This window comes from Kribbella sp. ALI-6-A (assembly GCF_001984195.1).
Lineage (GTDB): Bacteria > Actinomycetota > Actinomycetes > Propionibacteriales > Kribbellaceae > Kribbella.
The window spans coordinates 1,082,382-1,101,270 of the sequence record NZ_MTQN01000010.1 but is presented as its reverse complement, the minus strand read 5'-3'; the positions used below and the strand labels follow the sequence as shown (position 1 = coordinate 1,101,270).

The 18,889-nt window shown below is 68.8% G+C and carries 18 protein-coding genes; 11 read left to right on the top strand and 7 right to left on the bottom strand.

Annotated features, from left to right (window positions below; genetic code table 11):
• The first annotated feature begins 2 nt into the window (after window positions 1-2).
• Both BWI15_RS19570 and BWI15_RS19565 read left to right on the top strand, forming a co-directional pair.
• The gene (locus BWI15_RS19570) at window positions 3-1,310 is read left to right on the top strand and encodes an RNA polymerase subunit sigma-70 (protein ID WP_077015804.1); all 1,308 of its coding nucleotides are present in this window, start codon (window positions 3-5) and stop codon (window positions 1,308-1,310) included.
• Window positions 1,311-1,386: 76 nt separating this feature from the next.
• Window positions 1,387-1,815, top strand: coding sequence for a VOC family protein (locus BWI15_RS19565; RefSeq protein ID WP_077015803.1), 429 nt, complete (start codon window positions 1,387-1,389; stop codon window positions 1,813-1,815).
• A gap of 6 nt (window positions 1,816-1,821) precedes the next feature.
• On the opposite strand, the gene BWI15_RS19560 is transcribed toward BWI15_RS19565, so the two are convergent.
• On the bottom strand, window positions 1,822-2,799 hold the full coding sequence (locus BWI15_RS19560; protein ID WP_077015802.1) for a helix-turn-helix transcriptional regulator: 978 nt from the start codon (window positions 2,797-2,799) through the stop codon (window positions 1,822-1,824).
• Entirely contained in the window at window positions 2,796-3,755 is a 960-nt protein-coding gene (locus BWI15_RS19555) for a helix-turn-helix transcriptional regulator (protein ID WP_077015801.1), read from the bottom strand. Before BWI15_RS19555 ends, BWI15_RS19560 begins: the two co-directional genes overlap by 4 nt.
• A gap of 100 nt (window positions 3,756-3,855) precedes the next feature.
• On the opposite strand from BWI15_RS19555, the gene BWI15_RS19550 reads away from it, so the two are divergent.
• Entirely contained in the window at window positions 3,856-4,956 is a 1,101-nt protein-coding gene (locus tag BWI15_RS19550) for a DUF3866 family protein (RefSeq protein ID WP_077015800.1), read from the top strand.
• Between the two features lie 31 nt (window positions 4,957-4,987).
• A complete protein-coding gene (locus BWI15_RS19545; RefSeq protein WP_077015799.1) occupies window positions 4,988-5,446 on the top strand; it encodes a hypothetical protein in 459 nt (152 codons plus the stop codon).
• 53 nt (window positions 5,447-5,499) lie between these two features.
• Here BWI15_RS19545 and BWI15_RS19540 read toward each other — a convergent pair whose 3' ends face one another.
• Window positions 5,500-6,453: an FKBP-type peptidyl-prolyl cis-trans isomerase gene (locus BWI15_RS19540; protein ID WP_077016107.1), complete on the bottom strand. Its 954-nt coding sequence runs from the start codon at window positions 6,451-6,453 to the stop codon at window positions 5,500-5,502.
• 380 nt (window positions 6,454-6,833) lie between these two features.
• On the opposite strand from BWI15_RS19540, the gene BWI15_RS19535 reads away from it, so the two are divergent.
• The 6 genes from BWI15_RS19535 (at window position 6,834) to BWI15_RS19510 (ending at window position 12,932) form a co-directional block, all read left to right on the top strand.
• Window positions 6,834-8,684: an ABC transporter substrate-binding protein gene (locus tag BWI15_RS19535; RefSeq protein ID WP_168197343.1), complete on the top strand. Its 1,851-nt coding sequence runs from the start codon at window positions 6,834-6,836 to the stop codon at window positions 8,682-8,684.
• A 72-nt stretch (window positions 8,685-8,756) separates the two neighbouring features.
• Window positions 8,757-9,824 (top strand): ABC transporter permease, encoded by a 1,068-nt coding sequence (locus tag BWI15_RS19530; protein ID WP_077015797.1) that lies wholly within the window; start codon window positions 8,757-8,759, stop codon window positions 9,822-9,824.
• On the top strand, window positions 9,821-10,672 hold the full coding sequence (locus tag BWI15_RS19525) for an ABC transporter permease (RefSeq protein ID WP_077015796.1): 852 nt from the start codon (window positions 9,821-9,823) through the stop codon (window positions 10,670-10,672). Before BWI15_RS19530 ends, BWI15_RS19525 begins: the two co-directional genes overlap by 4 nt.
• A gap of 14 nt (window positions 10,673-10,686) precedes the next feature.
• Window positions 10,687-11,700 carry an ABC transporter ATP-binding protein gene (locus BWI15_RS19520; RefSeq protein WP_168197342.1) on the top strand — a complete coding sequence of 338 codons (1,014 nt, stop codon included), beginning with the start codon at window positions 10,687-10,689 and terminating at the stop codon, window positions 11,698-11,700.
• Entirely contained in the window at window positions 11,697-12,713 is a 1,017-nt protein-coding gene (locus tag BWI15_RS19515) for an ABC transporter ATP-binding protein (protein ID WP_077015795.1), read from the top strand. The genes BWI15_RS19520 and BWI15_RS19515 overlap by 4 nt, the downstream gene beginning before the upstream one ends.
• A gap of 9 nt (window positions 12,714-12,722) precedes the next feature.
• Complete coding sequence (locus BWI15_RS19510; RefSeq protein WP_143465703.1) at window positions 12,723-12,932, top strand: hypothetical protein; 210 nt, start codon at window positions 12,723-12,725, stop codon at window positions 12,930-12,932.
• Window positions 12,933-12,997: 65 nt separating this feature from the next.
• On the opposite strand, the gene pafA is transcribed toward BWI15_RS19510, so the two are convergent.
• Window positions 12,998-14,359, bottom strand: coding sequence for a Pup--protein ligase (gene pafA / locus BWI15_RS19505; protein ID WP_077015793.1), 1,362 nt, complete (start codon window positions 14,357-14,359; stop codon window positions 12,998-13,000).
• Window positions 14,360-14,544: 185 nt separating this feature from the next.
• Between pafA and BWI15_RS19500 the strand changes: the two genes are divergently transcribed.
• Window positions 14,545-15,693, top strand: coding sequence for an alpha/beta hydrolase family protein (locus BWI15_RS19500; RefSeq protein ID WP_077016105.1), 1,149 nt, complete (start codon window positions 14,545-14,547; stop codon window positions 15,691-15,693).
• A 25-nt stretch (window positions 15,694-15,718) separates the two neighbouring features.
• Here the strand turns inward: BWI15_RS19500 and BWI15_RS19495 are convergent, their stop codons facing one another.
• From BWI15_RS19495 to BWI15_RS19485, 3 genes are read right to left on the bottom strand one after another with little or no spacing between them, the layout of a single operon-like run.
• Window positions 15,719-16,453, bottom strand: coding sequence for a pseudouridine synthase (locus tag BWI15_RS19495; RefSeq protein ID WP_077015792.1), 735 nt, complete (start codon window positions 16,451-16,453; stop codon window positions 15,719-15,721).
• A complete protein-coding gene (scpB, locus tag BWI15_RS40615; RefSeq protein ID WP_330359534.1) occupies window positions 16,446-17,909 on the bottom strand; it encodes an SMC-Scp complex subunit ScpB in 1,464 nt (487 codons plus the stop codon). The genes BWI15_RS19495 and scpB overlap by 8 nt, the downstream gene beginning before the upstream one ends.
• Window positions 17,906-18,889, bottom strand: coding sequence for a segregation and condensation protein A (locus BWI15_RS19485; protein ID WP_077015791.1), 984 nt, complete (start codon window positions 18,887-18,889; stop codon window positions 17,906-17,908). Before BWI15_RS19485 ends, scpB begins: the two co-directional genes overlap by 4 nt.

Below are 18,889 nucleotides of genomic sequence, written 5' to 3'. Positions count from 1 at the left end.
CGATGACGTGCACGGTGTGCGGGAAACCGATCGCGAGCAGCGGCGGGCCGGGGCGGACGGCGTCGTACTGCTCACCGGCGTGTCGGCAGCGCGCCTACCGGGAGCGCCGCCGGTCCCCCGGGCTTCCGGTCCAGGAGCTGATCTCGGACATCGCCGACCGGGCCCGCCGGCTCCGGCCGACGCCTCCCACCGCGCTGCACGCCGACGTCGAGGCGCTGTCGACCAGAATCACCCAGCTGCGGCGCGTGGCTCGTCAGGCGCGGGAGGAAAACGTCACGCCGGACCGCGTGACGCTTTCGGAAAACGTCACACCCGGCGGCGTGACGAATTCCGGTGAGGACGCCTTCACCGCGCTGATCGAGTCGCACCGCAACGAGCTGCGCGCGCACTGCTACCGCCTGCTCGGCTCGTACGACGAAGCCGAGGACCTCACCCAGGAGACCTTCCTGCGCGCCTGGCGCTCGGCCGGCACCCTCGCCGAGATCGACAACCCGCGCGCCTGGCTCTACAAGATCGCCACCAACGCCTGCCTCGACTTCCTGCGCAAGCTCAACCGGCAGCCGGCGACGTACGAGCCGATCCCGGGCCTGGACTCCGGCGACGGCCCGCCACCGCCCCGGATCGCCTGGCTCCAGCCGTACCCGGACGACCAGCTGCCCGAGCGACCTGCGCCCGGGCACGAGCCGGACGAGCAGGCCGTGGCGAGCGAGACGCTCGAGCTGGTGTTCCTCACCGCGATCCAGCACCTGCCGCCACGGCAGCGCGCCGCGGTGATCCTGCGCGACGTCGCCCGCTGGTCGGCGCAGGAGACCGCCGAACTGCTCGGTTCCAGCCTGGCGTCGGCCAACAGCGCCGTACAGCGTGGACGGGCCGCTCTGCGGGAGGCGCTGCCGCAGCGGCGCGAGGACTGGTCGGCCCGCGAGCCGAGCGCTGAGGACCGGGCGTTGCTGCAGCGGTACATGGACGCGGCGGCCGTGGCCGACATCGACGCGATGGTGGAGCTGGTCCGCCAGGACGCCGTACTGACGATGCCGCCGAACCCGTTCTGGTTCACCTCGCGCGACGCGCTCTTCGGCTTCGTCCGGCCGAACCTGGACCCGGCGTCGCCGATGTTCGCCGGGCACTGGCGGCACGTGCCGGTCCAGGCCAACGGGCAGCTCGCCGTCGCGGCGTACCTGCAACGGCCTGGCACGAGCGTCTACCGGGCCCAGCTGCTCGACGTACTGCGGTTCGAGGACGGCCTGATCGCGGAGATCACCACCTTCGAGCCGCACCTGTTCGCCGCGTTCGGGCTGCCGATGACCTGGTGAGCGATGACTTTCCGCCGCCGGTACGTCGTACTGAGTGCCGGGCGCATCCAGCGCCCCTCCCGCTAGGAGCACTTCGATGGACTGGACCCTGGAAGTCGTGGTCGTCCCCGTTTCCGACCTCGACCGGGCGATCGCCTTCTACCGCGACCAGGTCGGCTTCGACCTCGATCACGACACGGTCAACGAGCACATGCACGTCGCCCAGCTCACGCCCCGCGGCTCCGGCTGCTCGATCGTCGTCGGCAGCCTGCCGTCCCAGAACGAGATGACCCCCGGCTCGCTGCGCGGCCTCCAGCTCTGCGTCGCCGATGCCGAGGCCGCCCGGGCCGAGCTGGTCGGCCGCGGTGTCGAGTGCTCGGAGATCACCAGCTTCTCTCCCGACGACGGCGGCACCTTCTTCGGCTTCAGCGACCCCGACGGCAACACCTGGGCCGTCCAGCAGCTCAAGGTCCGGGCCGAGAAGCCGCTGATCCCGGTGGAGGCCCGAGGCCGCTTCGGCGCCTGACCGGCGTCAGAGCTGGTCGTCGTACGCCGACAAGGCCTCGCGGGCGGTGCCGGCGATCTGGGCGCCCAGCTCAGCTGGTTCGAGGACCGTCGCCGAGCCGCCGAGGCGCAGCACCAGACGCTGCAGCCACGCCGTGTCGGCCACCCGCAACTGGATGATCAGCGAGCCGTCGGGGCCTTCCTCGACCGACTCCGTCGGGTAGTACTCGGCGACCCAGCGGGCCGGCGGCGCCAGTGAGACCGTGGCGAGCAGGTCGCAGTCGGAGGGCTGGAACATCCCGTTGGACAGGTCCCGCGGAGTCGCCTCCGGCGGCGGCTCGCTGGGCAGATCGAGCAGCTTGACCCCGGCAATCCGATCCAGGCGGAACAGCCGCACGTCCTCAGCCAGCCGGCACCAGGCCTCGAGATACGTGCGGCCCTCGGAGACCACCAGCCGCATCGGATCGACGTCCCGCTCGGTCGTCTCGTCACGCGACGGTACGTCGTACGTCAGGTGCAGCCGCCGCTTGCCGGCCAGCCCGCGGTTGACCGTCTCGGCGATCTCCGGCGCGGCCGGCTCGACGTGGACGTGTGCGGCGGCACCCTCGCTGGCCGCGGCGCCCGCCCCGGCGGCCGTCTCCAGCTTGCCGATCGCCCGGTCGACGGCGTCACGGTCGCCACCGGCGGTCACCTCGCGCAGCGTGCGCAGCGCGGTCAGCAGCGCGAGGGCCTCGTCCGCCGCGAGCCGCAGCGGCCGGGCCAGGTAGTCGGCGTTGTTCAGGTGGATGACGCCTTCGCCCTCGGCGGCGTCGATGTCGATCTCGATCAGGTCGCCCATCTGCGCGCCCGGCAGGCCGCAGAACCAGAGCACCTTGAGGTCGGCGATGATCTGCTTCGGCCGCACCCCGAAGTCCGCGGCGACGTCGTCGACCCGGGCGCCGTCGTTCTCCCGCAGGTAGGGCACCAGCGCGAGCAGCCGCTGGACCTGGTCACGCGCGTTGCTCATCCGACCCCCGCCACCGTCCGCAGCCGCCGCAGTACGCCGTCCAGGACGTCGCCCGGCCCTTCGACCACCGCGTCGGGCCCGTACGACGCGATCTCCTCGGCCAGCACACCGGAGTCGGCGTACGGGACGTGCAGCAGGTCCCAGCCGTCCTCGTACGGCTCGATCGCGTTCGCCCGGCGGCGCAGGCTGACGCACGACCCGGTCCGGGCCCGCACCTTCGCCTCCGACGTCGGCCGCGGCGGCGCCAGCTCGGCGACCAGCGAGCGCAGGTCGGTGCCCTCCGGCACGGTGAACGCGCCTGCGCCGCCGACGGTCTTCACGTTGCCGCCGATCCGCGACATCCGGAACATCCGGGTCGCCTCGCGGTCGCGGTCGCGGCCCACGACGTACCAGCGGCCGTGCCAGGACACGATGCCCCAGGGCTCCAGCGTCCGCGTGGTCGGCTCGGACGCGCCACTGCGCCGGTGCTCGAACCGGACCACCGTCCGGCTGACCACCGCCGACCACAGCGGGTCGAAGGCCGGCTCGGACGCGCCGACATGCGGCTCGATCGCGCTCAGCGCCGACTGGTCGGTCTGGATCCCGGCCGCCTTCAGCTTCAGTACCGCCGACGTGGTCGCCTCGGCCAGGCTGGCGTGCTGCCAGACCCGGGCGGCGACGCCGAGCACGGCGGCCTCGTCCGGCTCCAGGTGCACCTCGGGCAGCTCGAAGACGTCGCGGCGGATCCGGTAGCCCACGTCGTCGGAGAAGAACTTGTCGATGGTGCCCATCTCGATCGGGATGCCGAGATCGCGCAGCTCGTCCTTGTCGCGCTCGAACATCTTCTCGAAGGCGTCGTCGGTCTGCCCGGCGTAGCCCTCGACCACCTCGCGGATCCGCTCCTTGGTCACGTACGTGCGCGCCACCAGCAGGCAGATCACCAGGTTGAGCAGCCGCTCACTCTTCCGCGCCGACACCCGACCACCTTACGGGGTTCCGGGGGCGAAACGCGTACTGCGCGCCGAACAGACGTTCGAGATGCGTGTTGACTCGTCGCAACAGGTTTAGGGTCTGCGTGTGATCCGTTGGCGTGAGGGTGTGGTGACCGAGCTCGGGCGCGCCTGGACGGGTGCCCAGGAGCTGAAAGTGAGCGTCGGACAGCAGACCGTCAAGGCTCTGGCCTATCCAGACCTCGTCGGTCAGCCCGCCGAGGGCGATCGCGTGCTGCTCAACGTCGGCGCCCTCGACCGCGGCCTCGGCACCGGCGGGTACGCGCTCGTGGTCGCGATCCCCGACCGGCTGCCGGCCGACCCGCCGGAGAACGGCCACCTGGTCAAGGCCCGTTACACCCCGCTCCAGGCGATGGTGCTCGGCGCCGACGAGCAGGACTCCCCCGACCACGACGTACTGCGCGACGCCGACGACCTGTTCGGTACGCCGGTCGTCGTGGCCGATCTGCACTCGGCACTGCCCGCCGTGCTCGCCGGCGTCTACGAGACGCGGCCGACCACCCGCGTCGTCTACGTGATGACCGACGGCGGCGCGCTCCCGCTCGCCTTCTCGCGCACGGTCGCGTCGCTGCGGGACAGCGGCTGGCTGGCCGGGACGGTGACCGTCGGCCAGGCGTACGGCGGCGACCGCGAGGCCGTGACGGTCCACACCGGGCTGCTCACGGCGGTCCACGTGCTCGCGGCCGAGCTGGTCGTGATCACCCAGGGACCGGGCAACCTCGGCACCGGCACGCGCTGGGGCTTCTCGGGCGTCCAGTCCGGTGAGGCCGTGAACGCGGTCGGCACGCTCGGCGGGCGCGCGGTCGCGTCCCTGCGCATCTCCGAGGCCGACCCGCGACCGCGGCACCGCGGGATCTCGCACCACAACTTCACGGCGTACGGGCGGGTGGCGCTGCAGCCCGCCGACGTCGTCGTACCGGATCTGGCCGGGGACTTCGGCGACGCCGTCCGCGACGCGGCCGAACCGTTGAAGGCGCGGCACCGCGTCGTCCGGGTCGGCATCGAGGGCCTGTACGACGCCCTGCGGGACGCGCCGGTCAAGCTGTCGACGATGGGCCGGGACCTGGACGGCGACCGCGCGTACTTCGAGGCCGCGGCCGCGTCGGGCCGCCACGCCGCCCGGCTGGTGGACGTACCACCACCCGCGTCGGGGTCCCAGCACTCCTGACCTTCACGCCGCCGCGGCGGACCCTGGAGGTATGGAACGCACACTCCTCCGGGTCGCCCCCACCACACCGCTGACGGCCCGCGCCGCCACCGGCGCCTGGTTCCTGGCTGTCGGCGCCGGCGTCGCCGAGTCGATCCTGGCCCTGAGCCTGGCGATCCACGACGGCGCGCCCGTGCTCGGTCTGGTCGCCCAGGTCGCCTTGCGCACAATTCTGTACGGCGCCCTGTTCGTCGTCATCGACCGCTACTTCCGCCGCGGCGTCCCCTGGTCCCGCTGGCTGCTCACCCTCCTACTGGGCACCGTCGGCATGGCGAGTCTGCTGACCGAGCCGATCAGTTGGCTCACCAACCACTCCCTCGGCGACCTGTCCTTCACCCCACTGTTCGGGGCCGAAGTCCTGCTCCGAACGATCCACGTCCTCGCGGTGGTCGCCGCCTGCGCGCTCACCCTTCATCCCGACACCACCGCGTGGTTCCGCCGCGACCGGTGACAACGCGCAAGGGCCGACCCCCAGTGGGAGTCGGCCCTTGCGGAGACGGCGTACTACTGCTGCTGCTTGCCTGCCGGGAAGTTGTTCAGGATGTCGATGACGGCGAAGGCGTTGACCGTCTTGCCCTTGTCGTCCTTCGACGCGGGCAGCTCGACGAGCACGCGGCTGCCGACCGGGAGGCCGGCCAGGCCGTCGAGAGCGCCGGTCTGGCCCGTCGGGCCGGGGCCGACCTGCAGCTCGGACGGCGCGCCGGGACGGCCCTGCTGCCCGTCCCAGGTGCTGGCCTGCTTCTTGCCGGTGTAGTCGAAGATCGCGTAGCGGGCGACCACCGTGCTGGACTTGTCGACCGGCTTGCCCTTGCCCGTCGCGATCACGACCGGCTTGGCGGGCTTGGCCGGCGGCTTGGTGCCGGCCGGAACGGTCACCTTGGGCTCGGCGTTCAGCTCACCGGTGACCTTGAACTTGGTGGCGGGCGCCGCCACCGGGTCGGCGTCGAGCTTGGTGTCGTTGCCGGCCGCGGCGACCAGGTCGACGACGAAGATCAGTGTGTCGTCACCCTTGATTCCGGCGTCCGGGTTGCCCTGCTCCTTGTAACCCTTGTCCGACGGGATCGACAGCAGCACGCGGCTGCCCAGCTTCTTGCCGACCAGACCCTCGTCCCAGCCGGCGATGACACCGCCGACACCGATCGGGAACGACGACGGCGCGCCCCGGTCGTAGGAGTTGTCGAACACCTTGCCGTCGCGCCAGATCTGGCCGAGGTAGTTCGCGGTGAGCAGCTCACCCTTCTTGACCTCCGGTCCGTCGCCCTCCTTGAGGACCTCGGTGACCAGCGTCTTGTCCGGCTCACCGTCGCGGTGGGTGACGGTCGGCTTCTTGCCGAACTCCGACTCGACCTTGATTCCGGCGGCACCGAAACCATCGCCGTTCCCGTCGGACTCCGAGCCGCAGGCGGCCAGGGACGACCCCAGCGCGATCACCGCGACGACACTCAGCAGCTTGCGCACGAACAAAGCACCTCAAATATCCCGGCACGGACCCCGCGCCTGATGGACTGCCATGAACGCGCCCACCCTAGCGGGCGCGACCAAGCCCGGGACCAGCCACCTGCGTCACCGTTCGGTCACGTCACGCAGCGTCGCCCGGTGCCGCCACCCGAGGTCCGCCGGAGCCCCGGTGAGCCTGACACACGCTCGACGTCAGGACACCGACCACCGATCGAGATGGCCGTCTCGCGAACAAGTGTGACCGTTTCGCGAACAAAGTAGTTCCCCCATCCTCTTTACTAACTCTCTCCGCCTCGACATGATCGTGGCCCCGACACCCGCCCCGGTCGAGAGGAACGACGATGATGTTGCCGCGAGTGATCTGTCGCGCCAGGAGGCGCTTGCTTGCCCTGGTCTCGGCCTGTCTGGTGATCATGTTGGTGGCAGCCTGCACCGCAGGCACGGCAGGCGGAGGAAGCTCCGCCAAGAACTCCGGCGGCACAGGCGCCGCCGGAGGCGCAGGAGGCGACTCCAGCAAGTTCCTCACGTTCTTCCCGTGCTGCAGCTGGAACACGACGTGGTCCTTCAACCCGTACAACGTGAATCAGCTCGGCATCCAGAACGACTTCGTCACCATGCGGCTGGCGATCGCGAAATCACCGAGCCTGACGGAGTTCATCCCGCAGCTGGCCGACAAGTGGACGGTCGAGGGCGGCAAGCTCAATGTCCACCTGCGTGACGACGCGAAGTGGCAGGACGACACTCCGGTCACCAGCAAGGACCTGCACGACACCGCCATCTTGAACGGACTCCGCGGTGACGGATTCTGGAACGACATCACCGGCGTGGACATCGTGGACGACAAGACGGTCGCCTTCACTCTCAAGAAGGGCCAGCCGGAGTCACTGGCGAAACTGGACATCCTGAACGCGATCCGGCCGTACCCGTCCAGCGTGTACGGCCGGCTCGTCACCGACGAGCTGAAGCAGGACGTGACCAAGTACTTCCGCACGCTGCAGGAGGACCCGGCGAAGGCCACGAAGCTGGCCGAGTTCAAGCGGATGGCCGATGCGTTCAAGGAACTGGCCGCGCTGAAGGTCGACAAGCTGATCGGCAACGGGCCGTTCCGGCTGGAGAACATCACCACCAAGGAAGCCAAGCTGGTCAAGTGGAACGGGTTCTGGGACGCGGACAAGATCAAGTTCGCCGGCATCCGGTATCTGAACGGATCCACGCAGACCGTCTATCCGCAGTTGTTCAGCGGCAACGTGCATCTGTCCAACGTGTACATGCCGCCGCCGATCCTCAACCGCTGGAAGACGACACCCGAATCCAACACCGCGCTCCCGCTCGGATTCGGGTTCACCATCGTCTTGAACAGCAATCAGAAGCCGCTCGACTCCAAAGCGGTTCGCCAGGCACTCGCGTACGTGATTCCGCGACAGCAGATCAGCGAGGCGGCCTATGGCACCGACGAGGCGGCCGGTGGAACCTGGAAGGAAGTCAACACGGGCATCTCACCGTCGCTGGAGGAGATCTACCTCAAGCCCGAGCAGCTCGAGAAGCTGAACAAGTATCCGGTCGACCCGGCCAAGGCGACCGCACTGCTGCAGGGCGAGGGCTTCACCAAGAAGGGCGACCAGTGGATCAAGCCGGACGGCAAACCGTTCACGATCACCTTCACGGCCAACGCCGAGACCACCGACATCGTCACGTCGTTCAACTCCGCGGCCAAGGCGCTGACCGCGTTCGGGATCAAGTCCGAGGTGAAGGCGACCTCCGGGGCGCAGCAGGACGCCGATCAGCACAACGGCGACTTCCAGGCCGGCATGGCGTTCGTCGGTGGTAGCAACCCGCTCGGGATGTACAACTCGCTGCTCGGCCCGGGATACAACTTCACCCGCCAGGGCAACTACGCCGGCAAGCGCGGAATCGGATTCGGACCGCAGAAGAACGTTCCTGGCCTCGGTGAGATCGACGTGGCCAGCACCATCGACCAGCAGGTCCGCACCGTCGAACCGGGCGACGAGATGAACAAGCAGGTGTGGAACTGGGCGCAGCTGGTCAACGAAGAGGTGCCCTACATCTGGTACGCGACCAAGGTCTACCAGTTCCCGTTCTCCACCAAGGAGTTCACGAACTGGCCGCCGGTGGGCGAGAAGAACACCAGTGAACTCTGGGACATCATCAGCGCTGACATGAACGGCGGCCTCTCGCTGGCGATGCAGCAGGGCTACATCACTCCCAAGTAGTAAGTCCTGCACTGTCCGGTCGGCACCTTCACGCGGTGTCGACCGGTACCGCCCCGACCCCGGAAGGCGCTGATGGTTTCCTACGTCTTGAAACGACTGGCGATGTCGTTGCTGATCATCTACATCGTCATTTCGTTGTCGTTCTTCATGATCCGGCTGATGCCGGGCAACCCGATGGCGGCTCTGGAGTCGCAGTTGCGGATGCAGGGCGGTCTCAGCGAAGTTGAGATCCAGCAACGGATCAACGCCGTCTACAGTGTCACGCCGGACGCTCCGGTCTGGGAGCAGTACGTCCAGTACGTCTGGGGCGCGGTCCGTGGCGACCTCGGCCGCCCGATCACCAATCCGGGCACCACCGTGGTGGCGGTGATCGCCGAGGCCCTGCCCTGGACGATCATGGTGGTGGCGGTGTCGCTGATCATCAGCTTCGTCATCGGTATCGCGGTCGGGGCGATGATGGCCGCCTTTCAGAGCAGCCGGTGGTCCCAGTCCGTCACCTTCGTCGTCTCCTTTCTGAGCGCCATTCCGAGCTATCTGGTGGCGATCGCGCTGCTCTACGTGCTGACCAGTGTTTATCAGGTGTTCCCGTCCGGTGGCGCCTACGGAGTCGACGTCACACCAGGGTTGAACGGCCCGTACGTGATCAGCGTGCTCTACCACGCCGTCCTGCCGATTGCCGCATCGGTGATCACGTCCTTCGGCGGATGGGCCCTGGGCATGAAGGGCAGCGCGGTCTCGGTGCTCGGCGCCGAGTACGTTCGGGCGGCCGAGGCACGCGGACTGAGCGATCGCCGGATCACCCAGTCCTACGTCGGGCGGAACTCGATGCTGCCGATGGTGACGCAGTTGGCCCTGTCCGTGGGCTTCATGTTCGGTGGCTCGGTCTTCATCGAGACCTACTTCCAGTACCCGGGCATCGGGTTCTACATGATCCAGTCGGTCGGCCAGCGCGACTACTCGTTGATGATGGGCTGCTTCCTGCTGATCACCGTCTCGGTGATCATCACCAACCTCCTGGTCGACCTGCTCTACCCGTTGGTCGACCCCCGGATCGCCAATCCGGCCGCCCGCGCCCGCGCGGCCGACCAGCCCACCGACACCGATCAGGAAGTGCTGCCGGCAGGAGGTTCGATGGCATGAGATTCCTCAGCGATCTGTGGCGGATCCTGCGTCACGACAAGGGGGCCCTGATCGGGGGCGCGATCGTGCTGATCTACTGCCTGGCGGCGATCTTCGGCCCGATGCTCGTCGAGGTGGGCAACGAGCAGGACGCGAGCCAGGCTTACCTGCCTCCGTCACTGGAGCACCCGCTCGGCACCGACGCCCTCGGTCAGGGTGTGCTGTCCCAGATCATCGTGGGCACCCGGCCGATCATGATCGTCGGCGTGCTGTCCGCGGTGATCACGGTCTTCGTCGGCGTGGCGGTCGGACTGCTGACGGGGTACGTCGGCGGAGTGGCCGACACGGTCATCATGCGTATCACCGACATCTTCCTGACCATCCCCGGCCTGCCGCTGATCATTGTCCTGGCCAGCGTGATCAGCACCACCAACCCGGTCGTCCTGGCCTTCATCCTGTCGATCACCGCCTGGGCAGGGCTGGCCCGGGCGATCCGGTCCCAGGCCATGAGCCTGCGGAGCAGAGAGTTCGTGGAAGCCGCCAAGCTCCAGGGCGTCTCTTTGGGCAACATGGTCGGACGGCAACTGCTTCCCAACGTCGGGCCGTACGTCGCGATTCACTTCCTGCTGGCCATCACCGGGGCCATCTACGCGTCCGTGGGACTGTTCCTGCTCGGCGTGGCTCCGATCAGCGGCAACAACTGGGGCATCATGATCAATCTGGCGATGGCCCAAGGAGCGTTGTACACCACCGACAGCGCGTTCTATCTGTTCTCTCCAATGGCCGCGATCGTCATCCTGCAGGTCGCGTTCGTGTTCTTTTCCCGAGCGCTCGACAGCGTGTTCAATCCAAGGCTGCGTGTCCAGTGAACAGCGTGAACAGCGTGACCACCGACGACCGGACCCTGCTCGAGATCGACGACCTGACGGTCGCCTTCGGCGACGGCGCCGGCTCCGTGCGCGCCGTCGAGAACGTCGCCCTCTCGGTCGCCGCCGGTGAGATCTACGCCCTGGTCGGCGAGTCGGGCTGTGGCAAGTCCACCCTGGCGTACTCGATGTTGCAGATCGTGCCGCCGCCGGGCCGGGTCATCGGCGGCAACGTCAGGTTCCGGGGACGTGACCTGGTCACGATGTCGAAGCGCGAGCTCAACGCCTTGCGCGGTGCCGAACTGGCGATGGTCTTCCAGGGCGCGATGAACGCGTTCAACCCGGTCGTGACCATCGGCACGCAGGTGGACCACATCTTGCAGGCGCATCCTGAGGTGTTCCCCGATCCGAAGGAGGGCCGCCAGCACTTCGAGCACCTTCTCGAGCTGGTCCAACTCCCGCCGAAGCGGATCTGGAAGTCGTTCGAGAGCCAACTGTCCGGCGGGATGAAGCAGCGCGTGGCGATTGCCGTCGCCTTGTTGCTGCGGCCGTCCGTGGTGATCCTGGACGAGCCGACCACGGCCCTGGATGTCCTCAACCAGCGGCTGGTGATCGACATCCTCAAGGATCTTCATCGCGACCTCGGGGTGACGATCGTCTTCGTCACCCACGATCTCGCGGTCGTCGCCGAGGTGGCCACCCGAGTCGCCGTGATGTATGCGGGGCGCCTGGTCGAGACGGGCACGGTCGAGGAGATCTTCAAGGCCGAACGCCGGCATCCCTACGTCGAGGCGCTGATCAACGCGATTCCGAGCGTGCTGGACGCCGGCCTCACCGTCCAGCCGATCGGCGGCGCGGTGCCGAATCTCGCCGACCTGCCGGCCGGCTGCCGGTTCGCCCCGAGGTGTCGATTGGCGGAGGACCTCTGCCGGCACACCGAGCCCCCACTGCTCGGCGATGGTGGTGGGCACCTGGTGGCCTGCCACGTCGTGAATCGCGATGTCGTACCGATGGAGGTGTCGAAGGCATGAGCCTGCTCGACGTGCGGAATGTGACGCACACCTACGACACGGGCACCGGCAGGCCGGTCCTGCACAATGTCGATCTGTCCACCCAGGAGGGCGAGATCGTGGCCTTGGTGGGCGAGTCCGGCTGCGGCAAGACCACGTTGGGCCGGCTGATCGCCGGATTGCACGAGCCCAGTAGCGGAAGCATCTCGTTCGAGGGCAGCGATATCGCGGGACTGAAGGGCAAGCGGCGCAAGGACTGGCGGCGTCGCGTCCAGATGGTGCATCAGGATCCGTACGGTTCACTGAATCCGGGACTGACCATCGGCAGTACGTTGGCTCCGGGGATGCTGCGGCACAAGCTGGCGAACCGGCGAACCGTCCAGGCGGAGATGATCAAGCTGTTGCAGCAGGTCGGGCTGGACGCCACGCCGGTGTTCCTGCAGCGTTACCCCCACCAGCTGTCCGGTGGCCAGCGGCAGCGGGTGTCGATCGCCCGGGCCATCAGTCTGCAGCCGAAGCTGATCGTCGCCGACGAGGTGACCAGCATGCTCGACGTGTCGATGCGAGTCGCGATCCTTGACTTGTTGCTCTCGTTCCAGCGCGACCGTGGCATCGGGTTCGTGTTCATCAGCCACGACTTCGGGGTGGTCCGGTACTTCGCGCAGGGCGGGCGCATCGCGGTCATGTTCTACGGCCACATCGTCGAAGAAGGCCCCGTCGAGGAGCTGATCAAAACCCCCAGCCACCCGTACACGCACATGCTGCTCCAGGCGATCCCCGTACCGGACCCGGTGCTGGTGCGGAAGCGGGACGCGGAGGGCGGCGGTTCCGAGCGTCTGACCGGCGATCCCTCGACGAAGGGATGCGTCTTTTCCAACCGGTGTCCACTGGTCAGGGACGTCTGCCGCAAGGAGGCTCCGCCGCTCATCGACATAGGCTCCGGTCACCGGACCGCCTGCTTCTTCTCCGACGAGATCCCACCGCTGAAGCACCTCACAGCCGACGAGGCAAGCCCTCAGCCCACGCGATCGTAGGTAGTGACCATGGTGAAGATGGCGGCCAGGGTGCTGCTGCGGATCGGCATCGGTCTGCTGATCATGTCCCTCCTGATCCGGCCGGCGATCCAGACACCGCACGGGATGATGGGTGACAATTTCGCCATCGTGGCCTGCCTGGCCCTGATCATCACCGCCGCGCTGGGTCTGAAGTTCGCGCCCGATGAACAGGCCGGCAAGAAGCGCGACGACGACTGACGTTCTGCCTTCAGTAAGAGGAGTCGGCTGCGGCGCCCGGGGTTCGTCGTACCGGGCGCCGGAGTTCACATGCTCGCGATCAGCTTCTCGACGCGCTCGTCGTGGGACTTGAACGGGTCCTTGCACAGCACCGTGCGCTGGGCCTGGTCGTTGAGCTTCAGGTGCACCCAGTCAACGGTGAAGTCGCGTCGCCGCTCCTGCGCCCGCTTGATGAACTCGCCGCGCAGCCGCGCGCGGGTGGTCTGCGGCGGGACAGACTTGGCCTCGAAGACCCGCAAGTCGTCGACGACCCGGGTGACCGCGCCCTTGCGCTCGAGCAGGTAGTACAGACCGCGCGGCCGGTGGATGTCGTGGTAGGCCAGGTCGAGCTGGGCCACTCGCGGGCTGGCCAGGCCGAGGTTGTTCTGCTGGCGGTAGCGCTCGATCAGCCGGTACTTGATCACCCAGTCGATCTCGCGCTCGATCCCGGACAGGTCGCCGGACTCGATCGCCTTCAGCGTGCGCTCCCACAGCGACAGCGCCCGCTCGACGGCCGGCGTACCGAGCTCGCGGCGGTCGACGAAGTCGCGCGCCTTCGACAGGTACTCGCCCTGGATGTCCAGCGCGCTGGCCTCGCGGCCGTTGGCCAGCCGGACCTCGCGGCGGCCGGTCATGTCGTGGCTGATCTCGCGGATCGCGCGGATCGGGTTGTCCAGCGTCAGGTCGCGCATCACGATGCCGGCCTCGATCATCCGCAGCACCAGGTCGGTGCTGGCCACCTTGAGCAGCATCGTGGTCTCGGACATGTTCGAGTCACCGACGATCACGTGCAGCCGGCGGAACCGCTCGGCGTCCGCGTGCGGCTCGTCGCGGGTGTTGATGATCGGGCGGGACCGCGTGGTCGCGCTGGAGACGCCCTCCCAGATGTGCTCGGCGCGCTGCGACACCGAGTACACCGCGCCGCGCGGAGTCTGCAGCACCTTGCCGGCGCCGCAGATCAGCTGCCGGGTGACCAGGAACGGGATCAGCACGTCGGCGAGCTTCGCGAAGTCGCCGTGCCGGCTGACCAGGTAGTTCTCGTGGCAGCCGTAGCTGTTGCCGGCCGAGTCGGTGTTGTTCTTGAACAGGTAGACGTCGCCGAAGATGCCTTCGTCGTGCAGCCGCTTCTGGGCGTCGACCAGCAGTCCCTCGAGGATCCGCTCACCGGCCTTGTCGTGCGCGATCAGGTCGGTGACCGAGTCGCACTCGCCGGTGGCGTACTCCGGGTGGGAGCCCACGTCGAGGTAGAGGCGTGCCCCGTTGCGGAGGAAGACGTTGCTGCTCCGCCCCCAGGACACGACGCGCCGAAACAGGTACCGCGCCACCTCATCGGGGGTCAGTCGGCGCTGACCGCGAAAGGTGCAGGTGACGCCGTACTCGTTCTCCAGACCGAAGATTCGCCGGTTCACATCACCCACACTACGGCCCGGTTCCGACATCCGTGCCCTGTCCCAGGCGCGGCGTTTCCCGGCGTTATGCCTTTGATGTCAACCGGCCCGGCGCCGAGCCCCCTGCCCACCGGTCGGTGGATCTTCGGGTGGAGGTCGTCCCGACAGTAGTGACCGCGTCGGTTGCGGCTGCCAGCGTCGAGCTCATGAGGAGACGAACCTTCATCACCGCCACGGCGTCGACCGCCCTCCTGGGGGCCCTGCCGACGCACACCGCCTTCGCCGCATCGGGCCTCGTCCTGCGCCTGCCGGCTCCGACCGGACCACACCGCGTCGGTACGACGACGCTGCAGCTGACCGACCGTAACCGCACCGATCCGTGGAACAACGCCCCGACCCGTGAGCTGATGACCACGATCTACTACCCCGCCTCGACTACTCGCGGCTACCAGCTCGCGCCCCACCTGACGCCGGCGGCCGCCGCGGTCTTCCAAGGGCTCGATGCCGGACTCCTGCATCCCGAGCTCCCCGCCGCCGGCGTCGACTGGGCCGCCACCACGACCCACTCGTACGCCGGTGCGCCCGCGCTCGCCGTACGGCGGCCGGTCCTGCTCTACAGCCCCGGCGGCGCCGACCCGCGCATGATCGGCACGGTCGTCGCGGAAGACCTGGCCAGTCACGGCTACGTCGTGGTCACCGTCGACCACCCCGGCGAGACCAGCGAGGTCGACTTCCCCGGCCGCCCACCGCGCGTCATCGAGATCACGCCCGAGGTCCAGACCGATCCGGTCCTCAACCGGACGATGATGACGACTCGCTTCGCCGACCTGCACTTCGTCCTCGACCAGCTGGAACTGCTCGCGGCCGGGCGCCATCCCGACGCCGCACTCCCCCGCGGTCTCGACCGCGCCCTCGACCTCCGCCGTGTCGGCGTCTACGGCCACTCCGCCGGCGGCGCCACCGCGGCCTGGACAATGCACGAGGACCATCGGATCAAGGCCGCCGCCAACCTCGAGGGCTACCTCGACCTGGCCGACGGAACCCTCTACCCGATCGCCGAGCACGGCACCCGCAAGCCCGTGCTCCTGGCCGGCACGGACGGCTTCCACGACGCCCGCTTCGAGCGCACCTGGTCAGCCTTGCTCTCCCACGGCGGCCCGGTACGCCGTACTCAACTGCGCCGGGCCAACCACTGGATCTTCACCGACTACGCGGCCTTCGCTCCCCAGCTGGTCGCCGCCGGACTGACGACCTCCGCCGAGCGCACGAAGCTGGTCGGTGACCATCCGCACGCCGTTCCCGCCGTACGGGCGCTGGTCCGGAGCTTCTTCGACCGGGCTCTTCGCGGGCACTGAGCCACCGCGAACTCGGCCCCAGGTACTACAAGTCGACGAGGTCGAGGAGTTGCCCGAGTTCCTTCGGGTCGAGCTCGCGGAGTTCGCCGGTGTGCAGGTTGCCGCGGCGGACCGGGCCGATCGCCGTGCGGGTGAGCCGTTTCACCGGGTGACCGACCGCGTCGAACATGCGGCGCACGATCCGGTTGCGGCCCTCGTGCAGGGTGATCTGGATCAGCGTGCGGCCCTTGATCTCCGACATCACCTTGACCGTGTCGGCCTGGGCCGGGCCGTCGTCGAGGTGGACACCGTCGAGCAGCCGGCGCAGCACGACCGGCTTGACGTTGCCGTCGACCTCGGCGACGTAGGTCTTGGAGACCTCGTACGACGGGTGCGCGAGCCGGTGCGCGAACTCACCGTGGTTGGTGAGCAGCAGCAGTCCCTCGGTGTCGGTGTCGAGGCGGCCGATGTGGAACAGCCGCTCCTCGCGGTCCTGCACGTAGTCGGCGATGCACGGGCGGCCCTGCGGGTCGGCCATCGTGGTCACGACGCCGCGCGGTTTGTTGAGCACCAGGTACGCGTGCGCGCTGGACGGCGGAATGCGCTCGCCGTCGACCCGGATCACCGACACCGCGGGGTCGACCCGGGTGCCGAACTCGGTGACGACCGCGCCGTCCACCTCGACCCGGCCCTGCTCGATCAGCAGCTCCGCACTACGCCGGCTCGCCACGCCCGCCTGCGCGAGCGCCTTCTGCAACCGGATCCCGGTCTCTTCAGTCATCACTACCGACACGGTACTGCGCGGCGCCCGGGCCGGCCGCGGCGCCCGTCGTTCCGTCGCCCTCGGCCGGTACGCCGTCCGCCGCCGGGGAGTCGTCGGCCGGCTCGTCCGCAGGGTCCAGGAGGTCGTCGCCGGACTCGGCGGTCAGCTCCTCCGCGGGCTCCAGGCGGTCGTCGTCTTCATCGTCTTCGTCGCCGTCGTCTTCGCCGGTGCCGTCGTCGCTGTCGCTGTCGCCGAGCGGGTCGTCGTCGCTGACCCCGTGCTCTGCGCCGTCCGGGTCGACGGAGTCGCCGCGCTCGTCGTCGGTGCCCTCCGAGTCACCGGCGCCGGCGTCCCCGCTCTCGGGGAACTCGGCCGGGTCGGCCTCTTCCTGGGCGAGCTCGGTGTCGCCGCCGGCCTCCAGCTCCTCGGCCGGTTCCAGCTCGTCCTCCTCGTGCTCGAGGTCGAGATCCGGGGCGTCGCCGATGCTCAGGTCGCCGTCGATACCCGCGGCACCGACGTCGGACGTGACCGCCTCGTCGGGCTCCGGCGTACCGACGGCTTCGGGCGTGCCGTCCGGCGTACCGGCACCGTCGGTGGGCAGGTCCTCGGGGGTCGGGGTGTTCTGGGCGGCGAGCTCTTCTTCCACGTCGTCCATCTCCGGGAGGTAGGGGGCGAGTTCCGGCAGGTCGTCCAGGCTCTGCATACCCATCCGCTCCAGAAAGTAAGAGCTGGTGCGGTAGAGCGTCGCCTGGGACTCGGTGTCGGCGCCGGCTTCCTCCACGAGCCCACGGCTGATCAGCGTCCGCATCACGCCGTCCACGTTGACCCCGCGGATCGCCGACACCCGGGCGCGACTCACCGGCTGCTTGTACGCGACCACGGCCAGTGTCTCCAGCGCCGCCTGCGTCAACCGCGCCTGCTGCCCGTCGAGCACGAACTTCTCCACGTACTGCGCCTGCTCCGGCCGCGTGTAGTACCGCCAGCCGCCGCCGACCTCCCGCAGGTCGAACCCACGCCCCTGCTCGGTGTACTCCTCCGCCAGCCCGCTCAGCGCCTCGCTGACGTCGCCCACCGGCCGCCCGACCGCCCGAGCCAGCACCAACGCCGGCAACGGCTCGTCGGTCACCATCAGGATCGCCTCGAGCGCCCGCCGCATGCTGACGTCGTCGAGCACGACCTCTCCGGCCGGCGGCTCGACCTCCAGGTCGAGCATCAGCTCCTCGGCCACGTCCCCGGTGGTGGAGTCGTCGATGTCGTCGCTCGGCACGTCGGCATCCACATCAATGTGGGATGTGGACTCGCTCGCCTCGCCGTCCGGCGCAGACTCGCCAGCCTCGTCAGCCGGTGTCGGCGTCTCGTCCGAAAGCTCCGTCGGCTCCCCGCCGTCGTGCTGGTCGATCGACTCTTCGGTGCTGCTGACCGACTCCAGGGCATCGGCGGTGGCCGTGTCGGTGGGGTGCTGGGAATCGGTCACTGGTCTGCCGTCTCGGTCGGGGCTTCGTCGGGTTCGGGTGGGTCGTCCTCGGTGAGGGGTTCGCCTTCGGCGAGGAAGGCGGTGATGTGGTCGTCGGTGACCTCGGGGGCCTCGCCCTCGTCGGACTCCGGCGGTTTCACCTCGTCGAACTCGTCACCGACGGCGATCTCGCCCTCGTCGGTGCCGGTCCAGCGAATGGTCAGCTCACCCAGCGGCGTCACCTGCTCGAACGCCACGGCCGCCTCCCGGAAGAGCTCCAGCAACGCCAGGAACCGGCAGACCGTGGTGACCGTGTCCGGCGAGTCCGACACCAGCGTGCGGAACGTCGTACTGCGTTGCCGTCGCAACCGGTCGACGATGATGATCGCCTGCTCGCGCACGGTCACCGCCGGCGCGTGCAGGTGCGCCAGCGAGACGCCCTCGGGAATGTTGTTCTTCGGCGCCATCGCGGCCGCCGCCAGCGCGGCGAACTCCGCCGGGCTGACGCCGAGAAGCACCTCCGGCAGCAGTTCGGCGTACCGGGGCTCCATGCCGACCGCGCGCGGGAAGCGCCGCCCCTCCTCGGCCATCCGGTGCTGGATCAGCGCCGCGATCTGCTTGAACGCCCGGTACTGCAGCAGCCGCGCGAACAGCAGGTCCCGCGCCTCGAGCAGCGCGAGGTCCTCGGCGTCCTCGACGTCGCCCTGCGGCAGCAGCCGGGCCGCCTTCAGGTCGAGCAGCGTCGAGGCGATCAGCAGGAACTCCGACGTCTGGTCCAGGTCCCACTCCGAGCCGAGCGCCTTGATGTGCGCGATGAACTCGTCGGTGACCTGCGACAGCGAGATCTCGGTGATGTCCAGCTTGTGCTTGCTGATCAGCTGCAGCAGCAGGTCGAACGGCCCCTCGAAGTTGACCAGGTGGACGCTGAAGCCCTTGCCGGAACCGGCCGTTGCCTCGGCGTCCGGCAGGTCGATCGGCAGGTCCGTCGAGGTGTCGGCCAT